The organism is Pseudoalteromonas sp. SG44-5 (assembly GCF_014164175.1).
Classification (GTDB): domain Bacteria; phylum Pseudomonadota; class Gammaproteobacteria; order Enterobacterales; family Alteromonadaceae; genus Pseudoalteromonas; species Pseudoalteromonas nigrifaciens.
Genome location: NZ_JACJES010000001.1, coordinates 149,299 through 161,297, shown reverse-complemented (window position 1 = coordinate 161,297; position 11,999 = coordinate 149,299). Strand labels below are relative to the sequence as shown.

Below are 11,999 nucleotides of genomic sequence, written 5' to 3'. Positions count from 1 at the left end.
TATTTATAGCTTAATAAGCAATCATAAAATTAACGGTTTATTAATTAATTAATTCTATTAAACTACACGATTAAAATGCCTATTTAGAGCCGCCATGTTATCAGCTTTCTTTATTACTGACCAAGATCCTAGTTTAATTATAAACGGGGTTTACGATCCCCTTTTGGTTTCTCTTTCAGTTTTAATAGTCATATTTGCCGCTTTTTTTACTACAAAACTCATTGATTTAGCTAAAAAAACTACTTTCCCAAGCTATCAACGTTTAGCTACTGTAACCGCTGCAGCTGTTTTTTCTGCGGGCATTTGGAGCATGCATTTTATTGGTATGTTAGCTTTTTCCTTGTGTACTAACATTAAATATAACCCAACTATTACCTTACTCTCTTTTATACCGGCATTTTTGGCATGCCAATATGCTGTATCTATACTGGTAAAAAGTAATGGTAACTTTAAAGTATTAGCTGTTTGCTCAGTATTATTAGGCTCGGGTATTGGCACTATGCATTACAGTGGTATGGCAGCGATGGAGCTTGCGCCTATGCTACGGTATGACCCAGTTATGTTTGGGTTGTCTATTTTAGTGGCCGTTGCCCTATCGTTTATTGCTTTATATAGCCACTTTAACCTTGAAAGAATTTTCCCTCGGTTATCACAGTTACAAATTCGTTCAACCAGCGCCGTTATATTAGGCTTTGCTGTTACTGGTATGCATTATATGGGTATGGCAGCAACCCGTTTTGTAGCAACTTCCCCACTAATTTACGCAGACGAAAATGCGTCTGCTGGGCTTACATTTGTTGCAATTGCGGTTGCCACTGCAACTGTTGCAATAACCAGCGTGGTTGCTGTAATTAATGGCATGGTACGCTATAAACTGCTGCTTGAAGAAAAGTCAGCCGACGAGTCGCGGTTAAACGCCATATTAGAAACAGCAATAGATGGCATTGTGACTATTGATCATCAAGGTATTATTTTAAGCTTTAATGAAGCAGCAAGTAAGATTTTAGGTTGGCACGAACATGAGTTACAAGGTAAAAGTGTACAGATTCTTTTAAATGATAATAACGCTCTAAATAATGCGTCATCATCTGGTGATATGACTCTTGATCTAAGCGCTATTATAGGCATAAACCGCGATACTTTTGCTAAACATAAAGATAACCATTTGATCCCTGTGCGCCTTGGTATTGGACAAGTGACGCAAACTGGGCAACCTCCTTTGTATGTTGGCTTTATTACTGACTTAACGCAGCAACGAGCGCTACAAAAAACGGTCGTTGAAAATGAGCAAAAATATCGCTCATTAATGCAAAATATGCCAGGCGTTGCCTTTAGATGTAAATTCGATACTAACTACACCATGCTATTTGTTAGCCCAAGTATATTGGATTTAACTGGCTATACACCAGATGAATTTATTGAGCAACACATTGAGTTTACAGACCTGATTTTAAAGTCTGATCAACAAATGATTATTACCACGCTCACTAATGCCGTTACCGAAAAGCGTCAATACTCTGTTGAATATAGAATTCGCCATCGCAACGGCGCAACTGTATGGGTATTAGAGAAAGGTAGTTTTGACTTTAATAATACCGATGTTGCGCAGTGGATTGATGGTGTACTTGTTGATATTACTGAGCGCAAAGAGTATGAAGCAAAATTAGAGCACGCTAAACTGCAAGCAGAAGAAGCTGCAAATGCTAAGCAATCTTTTATGGCAAATATGAGCCATGAAATACGCACCCCTATGAATGCAATTATTGGCTTTAGCGATCTGCTTATGGATACACCGCTAAGTAAAGAGCAGCAAAAGCACCTTGTTACGGTTAACAATGCAGCACGCTCTTTGCTACGCCTACTTAATGAAATTCTCGACTCTGCAAAGTTAGAACGAGGAAAGCTAACCATTGAGCCTGTGCATTTTAATTTAAAGCCCGTTATCGACAGTATTATTTCAACTTTTTGGTTAGAAGCTAAAAAGAAAAACCTTAATTTAACGCTTAATATTAATAAATCAGTTAGCACCGCATACTACGGTGATCCCGACCGCCTTAGGCAAATACTTACAAACCTTATTGGTAACGCTATTAAATTTACTGAGCAAGGCGCTGTTACTGTTACCGTAAGTACCACACAAAATAATCACCTATTTTTTGAAGTACAAGATACAGGCATTGGTATTGCTAAAGATCGTATTAAAGCGGTTTTTCAGCCTTTTGTGCAAGCCGATGGCACGACCACACGTCGATTTGGTGGCACAGGTTTAGGCACAACAATAAGTAAACAATTAGTAGAGCTTATGCATGGCTCAATTGATTTAGTGAGTGAAGTTGATAAAGGCAGCTGCTTTTACTTCTCATTACCTTTTACTGTTGGTGATGAAAATAAAATAGATTATTTTGAAGGCCTACATACCGAACTACCTCCGCTTAGAATATTAGTGGTTGATGATATAGAACAAAATACAGAGCTACTTTCTATATTACTTTCGCGAGATCAACACACAGTAACCACTGCAAGTAATGGTTTAGAAGCCATTGAGGCGTTTAATCAGCAAGACTTTGATGTCATTTTAATGGACATTCACATGCCTGAATGTGACGGTATTGAGGCCACCATTAAAATTCGTGCATTGGAGCAACTAAAACAAATAAAATTTACGCCTATTATTGCATTAACAGCCAGCGTGTTACAGCAAGATAAACTAACCGCTAAAAATGCAGGCATGAATGGGTTTGCTAATAAGCCGGTTGATATCAACCAACTGAATCAAGAAATAGCACTGGTGCTTGGACTTGGCTTAGCAAAAGAAACATTAATTGCGCAAACCGACCCCGATGCCAAGCACATAGATTTTGAAAAAGGGTTAGCTTTGTGGGGCTCTAAATGCAAACAGCTTACCGAAATTACTAAATTTGTTAATACCAACGAAAAGCAATTTATAAGCTTATTTAAGCTGCAACTAAGCGATATTAAAAGTGTTTATACGCTTATTCACACTTTAAAAGGCGTGGCTGGTAATTTAGGGTTATTAACCTTAATGACACTGTTAACGCGTTTAGAGAACGCAGACGATGAAGCTGCGCTAACCAGCGTTTTGGCAGATATAAAAACTGAATTGGCGCTTATCGGCCAATTATTAGCAAGCACTATATGTAAAGAGCCCGCCAAACTTATCGACAATGCTGAGCCGTTATCAACAGCTGAGCTAATAGAAATTTGCCAAGAACTCTATGCTGATGCACAAAATGCCGAACTTAATGATGATCTTCTCGATCAGTTACAACGTAAATGTATAGCATCAGTACAAGTAGATATAGATGAAATAGCCAGTGCCTTTGATGAATTCGACTTTGATAACGCGCAAGTTAAATTAGCAAATTTACTTAAAAAGTTAACCCTAAAGGAGAATTAATTAATGGATTTTATTCTAGATAAGCCCCGCATATTAATTGTTGACGACGAGCCTGCAAACTTAAAAGTAATGCGCGAGGTGCTTGGTAATCAATATAGAATGTCGTTTGCTAAATCGGGCGCTGCCGCTATAGCATTACTTGAAAAAGAACTACCAAAGCTAATTTTACTCGATATTATGATGCCTGATATGAATGGCTTTGAAGTATGCCAAATTGTTAAAGCTAACCCTGCAACATCGCATATCCCTATTATTTTTGTTACTGCGCTAAGTGATGAAAGTGATGAATTTAAAGGTTTTGAACTAGGCGCTGTAGACTATATAACCAAACCCATTAGCCCTGCTATTGTACGGGCACGTGTTAAAACTCACCTGTCGTTAGTGCAAGCTGAGCAGCTAAAACAAGCTCATGTCGATTTAGTACAGCGTTTAGGTCGTGCTGCAGAATATAAAGACACCGATACCGGTGAGCATATTATACGTATGAGTCAATACAGCAAAGTACTTGCATTGGCGCTGGGTATGGATGAGCAACACGCCGAATTATTACGCCAAGCAGCCCCTATGCACGATGTAGGTAAAATAGGTATTCCGGATGCCATTTTGCTAAAACCCGGAAAGTTAACTGCCGATGAGTTTACCCACATGAAAGAGCACGCTTTAATTGGTGCACAAATTTTAGCAAATTCATCATCGCCACTATTACAACTGGCACATGTGCTGGCAATTGAACATCATGAAAAGTGGGATGGTACTGGCTACCCCAATGGCCTAAAAGGAGAAGCCATATCGCTGGAAGGCCGTATTGTTGCCATTGCCGATGTATTTGATGCACTTACCTCAAAACGCCCCTATAAAGAGCCTTGGAGCATAGAGAAAACTCTAGAACATATGCAACAACAAGCCGGTAAACACTTCGACCCGCAATTGGTTGAGCTATTTATTGGCAAAATTGACGATATTATTGCCATAAAAAATGCTCATCAGGAGCGATTTTAATTTAGCTCTTTTTGGCTGTATGCGAGCCTAATAATACCTGCGGATACACAGTTTTAATCTGCGTATAGTCATGAGAGGTAATTTCATGGCTATTTCCGCTGTTATCTTTAAAATAAATTGAAAACGTAACGCCGTGATCAGCTAATACTGTTTTAATATTTAGGTGTTCAAAATGCTCAAGCCATGCAATAAATTGCTCCCCAGTGGCTAAAAAAGCAATGCCTTTACTACGTCCCTGTGCAGTAAATAACGCTAAACGCGTGGTAGCATTTGTATCTTCAAGGGTTAATGGCCCTTTGCCATCTTCATTCCAAAAGGCGAGCGCTTCAACCACACTAAAACCTAAAACACGCTCATACCATTTAACCGCTTGCGCTAAATCATCCACATTTAAATGACAATGATCAATCCCAGCTAGCTTAGGTATACTCACGCTGCTCTCCTATTTCAGACTTTAGTTGCTCTAAAAAGTCATGCATATACTCAGTACGTCTTAGTGCTTCGGCCTTAGCCGAGGGAGTATTCATGCTTTGAGCTATGTGTAATAACTTAATAAAAAAATGATCAAGCGTGTATTTTTTATCATCTGCTTCGCGTTGTAGGCAAAATGGGTCATCCGGGTTATATAGTAATCGACTTATTGATCCACCTACTTTCATGCAGCGGCTTATACCAATCGCGCCTAGTGCGTCCATTCTGTCTGCGTCTTGCACTATTTGTGCTTCTACTGAGTTCACTTTAATATTGGCGCTAAAGCTATGCGCCGCTATTGCATGATGAATTTGAGTAAATAATTGCGCGTCGTAATTAATAGAAGCTAAAAAAGCAATCGCTTTATCGGCGGCCATAGTAGAGGCTTTAGCCCTATCTGGGTGGTTTTTAGCCACGGCTACACAGTCGTGTAACCATGCAGCCGGGAGCACTACCTTCATATTAGCTTGCTCTGCATCGCACAATTTAATAGCAACCCGAACTACGCGTTCAATATGGGTTATATCATGCGCCACATCGGCATGAATTAGTGTGGTAATAAAGGCTCTGCACTGTAAATTGAGCTGCTGCAGCTCAGGGCTTAACATTATGTCTGTCACAACGTGTTCCAAATACCTAATTAACATATTGAATTAGCCATACTTTACCGCGATTTATGGGCTCCATGCAAAACATTCATTGTATGTTGCCCTTGCCTTGACTAAAATACAGCGCTTATTTATTACTACTGAGAAGCTTTATGACATCTGCCGTTTACCTGCAAGCTGGCCGCGATAAATCATTAAAAAGAAAACACCCTTGGTTATTTTCCAAAGCCATCAAAAAAATTAAAGGTAAACCAGGCCTAGGTGACACAGTTACTATTCACGACAGTGAAGGTAAATTTTTAGCAACAGCAGCTTATAGCCCACATTCACAAATTCGTGCCCGTGTTTGGAGCTTTGACGAAAAAGAAGTTATTGATCAACACTTTTTTGAACGCCGCCTACGTCGTGCACTAGAAGCCCGTAGCCAAGTAATCGAAGAAGGTGGTTTAACTGGCTTTAGACTCTGCGCCGCAGAATCAGATTTTTTACCCGGCGTTACCATAGATAAGTTTGACAACGTATTAGTGTGTCAATTACTTAGCGCGGGTGCTGAGCGTCATAAAGGTGAAATTGTTGGCGCGTTAATGGCTATATTCCCTGGTATGAGCATTTACGAGCGCTCAGATGTAGAAGTGCGTACCAAAGAAGGCCTTGAGCCAATTAAAGGGGCATTATGGGGCAATGAACCAACTGCCCCAGTACTCATTGCAGAAAATGGCTTTAAAATTGAAGTTGATATTATTGATGGCCATAAAACCGGCTTTTATTTAGATCAACGCGATAGCCGCGCTGCACTTGAACGCTTTTCTAAAGACAAAACCGTATTAAACTGCTTTAGCTACACGGGTACATTTTCGTTGTATGCCCTACGTGGCGGCTGTAAACACGTAACTAACGTGGATGTATCGCAGCCAGCCCTCGATACAGCTAAGCGCAATGTTGAGCATAACAATCTTGATTTAGATAAGGTTGATTTTGTCAAACAAGATGTATTTAAGTTACTGCGTCAATACCGCGAAGACGGTGTATTGTTTGACACTATAGTAATGGATCCGCCAAAGTTTGCCGACAACAAAGCACAACTTACTGGTGCGTGTCGTGGCTATAAAGATATAAACATGATTGCTATGCAAATATTAAAACCAGGTGGCACCTTATTAACCTTCTCGTGTTCGGGCTTAATGGAGCAAAACTTGTTTCAAAAAGTGGTGGCTGATGCAGCCCTTGATGCTGGTAAAGACTTACTTATTATGGAGCGTTTAAACCAAGCCGCCGATCACCCTATTGCGGGTAGTTACCCTGAAGGTTTTTACTTAAAAGGCTTAATTTGTAAGGTTTACTAACGCCTAGGCTTGATTAGGGTCTGTTGATCTTTCAAGGTTGAATTTGCAGCAGTGTGTTTGGTATTTAGGCAAAGCAGAGCCTATGTGGTGTGGTTATTCCCCATAAATAGGCGATAACGTAGCATCAATGCCAAACAGGCACTGCCCGAAGGGTTCTGCCTAGGGGCGATTGACTCTTTGTTGCCTACATGGATGTAGGTAAGGGGCGTGAGCAGGACGCGGAAGCTTTGCTCGGTTTTTACTTAGCCCACTAGGTTACAAACCTCGCGCCGTGATTAAATCGCCCCTAGTTTGAACAAATTTCAATCCGCAAAGGTCAACAGACCCTAGTATTTATACGTGGTTATTACCTATTTATATGGGCAATAACCACGCTACCTAAGCTAATTAAACTGTATTATCTCAAGTCCGGCAGTTATTGTACCGTCATCTTCTTTGCTGGCGCGTATCACCTTAGCCGTTGCGTCTAAAGGCGCAATACTCGGATGAGTTGAGTCTATATGTACCAATAAAATAGTGTTTGGCTCAAGTAACTCATCTAAATGCAACGACAACCCAGTTGCACTCAAATCTACACATTCTGCATTATAATTTAAGCCAGCAATCGGCTCTATTGTGGTTAGCTTTGCTGGTGTATTGATCTGCATACGTCGAAAATTTCGCTTATCATCTGTAAACATAATTTTTCCTATACTATTTTATTAATTTGCTCTAACAACAGTGGTACAGAAAACGGCTTAACCACATAAGCATCACAGCCCGCGTCAAACCCAGCTTGCTTTTCAAGCGGTGACTCCAGCCCTGACACCATAACAATAGGGATGTTTTTTGTCTCAGGTGTATGTTTAAGCATTCTACACGTATCGTAACCATCCAGCCCTGGCATACATACATCAAGTAAAATAATATCGGGCGGATTAGCAATAGCAGAGGCTAAACAGCTTGTTCCAGAATCGGCATAATTAACATCAAACTTTGCGCTAAGTGCTGCTTTGAGTATTTCATAATTAAAATACTCGTCATCTACCACTAGTAGTTGTTGTTGTACTTTATGTTCTATTGATGAGGACATGGCTATGTCGTTTCCTTCTCAAAACAAAAAATAAGTTCTACTATTAAGTACTTAAGCTTAATAGTAGATACACCTTTTACTCTATTTCTTTTATTGCATTTAACACACGTTTCGCCGAAATTGGATACGGAGTACCCAAGGTCTGTGCAAATAAAGACACTCTCAGCTCTTGCTGCATCCAAAAGATAGCTTCTACCTCTTTTGGAATTGGCATCCCTTTAGGGGTTTTGTTTGCTTGCTTTTTATACTCTTGAGCCACTTTATCAAGCTCAAGTACACATAATCTATCGCGATTTGGATCTATGGGTAACTTTTCTAAACGTTTTTGAATCGCTTTTAAATAACGGATTAAGTCACTTAGCTTAGTTGCCCCATGTTGGCTTACAAAGCCTTTAAAAACAAGAGACTCTAATTGCGATTTAATATCTCCATGCGCAGTGATCATGGTTAAATCTACCCGTCCTTTCATTTTTTTATGTAAGGCATGGGCTATACTTAACACTTGCTCTACTTGCGTGGCAATTTCAACTACAGCGTCACCAAGCTCACCACGTATATGCTCTTTTACATTTTCAAACGCGTCGCTGGTGCGAATGTCACCGTACTTTAATAATAAGCTATCAACACCGGCGGCAATGCAGTCATCAATTAAATCGGCTATTTTACCAAAAGGATTAAAATACAATCCAAGCTTAGCCTTATTTGGTAAGTTTTGCTGCAAATACTTTATTGGTGAAGGCACATTTAATAATACTAATCGGCGCAGCCCTTGTTGATGGGCAACCTGTGCTTTTACTTCGTTATCGAAAAGCTCAATAGCAGCAGTTGATTTTTTATCCACCAGCGCCGGATACGCTTTAATTTCGTATTGCCCTTGTTTTTTTACATATGAATTAGGTAGCTCGCCAAAATCCCACTGCGTTAAGTCTGCTTTTTCTATGCCTTTATCGGCTACTTTGGATAATGTTTGCGTTACTTCGCCTTGTAGCTGCGCTTTAAGTTTGGCTAAATCTAGGCCTCGCGCGAGTAACTTATCGTTATCGCCACGTACTTCAAACTGCAAACGTAAATGCGCTGCCAAGGCACTTAAATCCCAGGCATCAGGGTCAACTCGCACCCCTGTCATTTTTAATAGTCGATTACTAAGTGCGTCAATTAAACTCCCCTGCAATGGCTCAATAGCCGCCAAAACAGCATCGGCGTAGTTAGGCGCAGGTACAAAATTACGGCGCAGTGACTTAGGCAATGATTTAATTAAACCACTTATTAACTCATGTCGAAACGCAGGTATATGCCAGTCAAAGCCGCTTTCTTGCACTTGGTTTAATAGCGCAACCGGTATTTGTACCGCCACACCATCAACCGCTTGACCGGGATCGAAATGATACGCTAAAGGTAAAATTAAATTATCTTGCTGCCAAGTATCTGGGTAGTCAAACTCGGTAATACTGCTTGCACCATGCTGCATTAAGTCATCGCGGCTCATTTGCAAATAGTGTTTATTTTGTTGTTTTTGCGTTTTATACCATTTTAAAAATGCTGCACGATTATTAATTTCTTTTGGAATTTTTTTATCGTAAAACTCAAATAAAGTTTGCTCATCAACTAAAATATCGCGCCTGCGTGACTTGTTTTCAAGCATTTGAATATCTTCAATCAGCTCGCGGTTAAACTCTAAAAAGCTTTCGTTTAACCCCAGTTCTTGCTCAACTAATGCGGTGCGAATAAACAGCTCACGGCTCACTTTAGGATCAATATTGCTATACACGCAGCGGCGCTTATTGACGATTAGCAGGCCATATAAGGTTTGTTGCTCAAAGGCGATTACCGCACCGGGTTTTTTCTCCCAATGTGGCTCTGTATAACTGCGCTTAACCAAATGCTGCGCCAGTGGCTCAACCCAGTTAATGTCTATTTTGGCGTTAGTGCGGGCATATAATTTACTGGTTTCTACCAGCTCTGCCGACATTAGCCATTTTGGGCTCTTTTTAAATAACCCCGACCCCGGAAAAATATGAAACTGGCTATTACGCGCGCCTTTATAAATTTGTTTTTCATCTTTAAAGCCAATATGGCTAAGCATACCGCTCAGTAATGCTTTGTGAACTTGCTCACCGTCGGCAGCATTCGATGTGGCTTTCATACCCATTTCGTTGCATACGGTACTTATTTGATAAACAATATCTTGCCACTCACGAAGGCGCATATAAGCGAGGAAGTCTTTTTGGCAGAGTTTTCTAAACTGGCTATTAGTCAGTTCGCTTTGTTGCTCTTCTAAATAATTCCACAAGTTTAAAAATGCAATAAAGTCTGAATCAGGATCATCAAAACGGCCGTGTTTTTCGTTTGCCGCAGCACGTTTTTCTTGCGGGCGCTCACGGGGGTCTTGAATAGACAGTGCCGCCACTATAATAATTACTTCACGTAGCGCACCGAGCTTATGTGCGGTTAACACCATTTTAGCTAAACGCGGATCGACCGGTAAACGGCTTAATTCTCGGCCTGACTGGGTAAGCGCTGTTTTGTCGTTACGTTTAGTGGGATGTACTGCTTGGAGTTCCTCAAGCAAGGTTAAACCATCGCTAATATTACGACTATCTGGGGCTTGCACAAACGGAAACTGCGCCATGTCGCCTAAACCCAGCGCTAGCATTTGTAAAATAACCGAAGCTAAGTTAGTACGTAGTATTTCAGGATCGGTAAACTCTGGGCGCGATAAAAAGTCATCCTCAGCGTATAAACGAATACAAATACCCGCCTCTACGCGGCCACAACGTCCCATTCGCTGATTTGCACTGGCTTGCGATATTGGCTCTATAGGAAGGCGCTGTACCTTGGTGCGGTAACTATAACGGCTAATACGCGCCGTACCCGGATCAATTACATAACGAATCCCCGGTACGGTTAACGATGTTTCGGCCACGTTGGTCGATAAAATAATATGGCGGCGCGAGTGCGGTGCAAATATGCGGTTTTGCTCGGCGTTTGATAGTCGCGAATAAAGCGGTAATATGTCAGTGTGTTTTAAATTACGTTTACTGAGAGCATCGGCGGTATCGCGTATTTCACGCTCACCATTTAAAAATATTAAAATGTCGCCAGGGCCTTCTGCACACAGTTCATCTACAGCATCAAAAATACCTTGCAGTTGGTCGCCTTCGGCTTCCATATCCTCTTTATTTATCTCAGTAACTGGGTTGTAACGTACATCAACCGGGAAGGTTCGCCCTGATACTTCTATAATTGGCGCATCATCAAAGTGCTTTGAAAAACGCTCTGGATCGATCGTTGCTGAGGTAATTATTATTTTTAAATCGGGGCGCTTAGGGAGTAAATTTTTTAAATAACCTAAAATAAAATCAATGTTTAAGCTACGTTCGTGCGCTTCATCAATAATAATGGTGTCGTATTGATTTAAAAATCGATCTTGTTGAATTTCGGCAAGTAAAATCCCGTCGGTCATTAGTTTAATATAGGTATTATTCGAGACCTGATCACTAAAGCGTATTTTAAAACCAACTTGTTGGCCAAGTTCACACTGCATTTCTTCTGCAATACGATTAGCCACCGTTCGTGCTGCTAGTCGCCTTGGTTGGGTGTGGCCAATTAAGCCATCAACCCCACGCCCTAGCTCTAAACACATTTTAGGAATTTGCGTGGTTTTACCTGAACCGGTTTCACCTGCAATAATAACCACTTGGTTATTAGCAATGGCGTTTTTAATCACATCCTTTTTTTGACTCACCGGTAATTGCTCTGGGTAAGTCACTTTAGGCAGAGCCGCTAAACGCTGCGCGCGCAGTGCTTGGCTACGGGTAATGTCGGCCGCTATTTTTTCAAGCGCGTTGGCATGCTTATTCTCATCGGTTATTTTTTTTACGCCATGTAAGCGTTTTTTAAAAATGAATTGATCTTTTTTCAAGCACGTCTTTAGCTCGCCAAACAACTGACCTAGGTTTACCACCCGCATACCTTATAAAATTAGTAAAAGAGCCGCAATTGTAGCAAATTAAATGGCTGGGGTTAATCCTACAAAGTGCATAACGCTTAGTAGTTTGTTATATAAGCCACCAGCCAAACAAATAAAG

The 11,999-nt window shown here is 40.7% G+C and carries 8 protein-coding genes; 3 read left to right on the top strand and 5 right to left on the bottom strand.

The genetic code is table 11. The annotated features are described in order from the left end of the window. Positions 1 to 94: 94 nt before the first annotated feature. Both H5079_RS00845 and H5079_RS00840 read left to right on the top strand, forming a co-directional pair. Positions 95 to 3,418, top strand: a complete 3,324-nt coding sequence (locus tag H5079_RS00845; protein ID WP_182683237.1) for an MHYT domain-containing protein — start codon at positions 95 to 97, stop codon at positions 3,416 to 3,418. Between the two features lie 3 nt (positions 3,419 to 3,421). Next, the gene (locus H5079_RS00840) at positions 3,422 to 4,417 is read left to right on the top strand and encodes a two-component system response regulator (RefSeq protein ID WP_182683236.1); all 996 of its coding nucleotides are present in this window, start codon (positions 3,422 to 3,424) and stop codon (positions 4,415 to 4,417) included. A gap of 1 nt (position 4,418) precedes the next feature. Here the strand turns inward: H5079_RS00840 and H5079_RS00835 are convergent, their stop codons facing one another. Together H5079_RS00835 and H5079_RS00830 are read right to left on the bottom strand one after the other, a co-directional pair. Further along, positions 4,419 to 4,850, bottom strand: a complete 432-nt coding sequence (locus H5079_RS00835) for a VOC family protein (protein WP_182683235.1) — start codon at positions 4,848 to 4,850, stop codon at positions 4,419 to 4,421. Continuing rightward, positions 4,837 to 5,496: an HD domain-containing protein gene (locus tag H5079_RS00830; protein WP_011327834.1), complete on the bottom strand. Its 660-nt coding sequence runs from the start codon at positions 5,494 to 5,496 to the stop codon at positions 4,837 to 4,839. The genes H5079_RS00835 and H5079_RS00830 overlap by 14 nt, the downstream gene beginning before the upstream one ends. 152 nt (positions 5,497 to 5,648) lie before the next feature. Here H5079_RS00830 and H5079_RS00825 point away from each other — a divergent pair, with 152 nt between their 5' ends. After that, positions 5,649 to 6,839: a class I SAM-dependent methyltransferase gene (locus H5079_RS00825; protein WP_011327833.1), complete on the top strand. Its 1,191-nt coding sequence runs from the start codon at positions 5,649 to 5,651 to the stop codon at positions 6,837 to 6,839. 383 nt (positions 6,840 to 7,222) lie between these two features. On the opposite strand, the gene H5079_RS00820 is transcribed toward H5079_RS00825, so the two are convergent. The 3 genes from H5079_RS00820 to hrpA form a co-directional block, all read right to left on the bottom strand. Further along, a complete protein-coding gene (locus H5079_RS00820) occupies positions 7,223 to 7,519 on the bottom strand; it encodes a PilZ domain-containing protein (RefSeq protein WP_086998101.1) in 297 nt (98 codons plus the stop codon). Positions 7,520 to 7,527: 8 nt separating this feature from the next. Beyond that, positions 7,528 to 7,911 (bottom strand): two-component system response regulator, encoded by a 384-nt coding sequence (locus tag H5079_RS00815; RefSeq protein WP_011327831.1) that lies wholly within the window; start codon positions 7,909 to 7,911, stop codon positions 7,528 to 7,530. A 76-nt stretch (positions 7,912 to 7,987) separates the two neighbouring features. Continuing rightward, positions 7,988 to 11,875 carry an ATP-dependent RNA helicase HrpA gene (gene hrpA / locus H5079_RS00810; protein WP_182683234.1) on the bottom strand — a complete coding sequence of 1,296 codons (3,888 nt, stop codon included), beginning with the start codon at positions 11,873 to 11,875 and terminating at the stop codon, positions 7,988 to 7,990. Between the last annotated feature and the right edge of the window lie 124 nt (positions 11,876 to 11,999).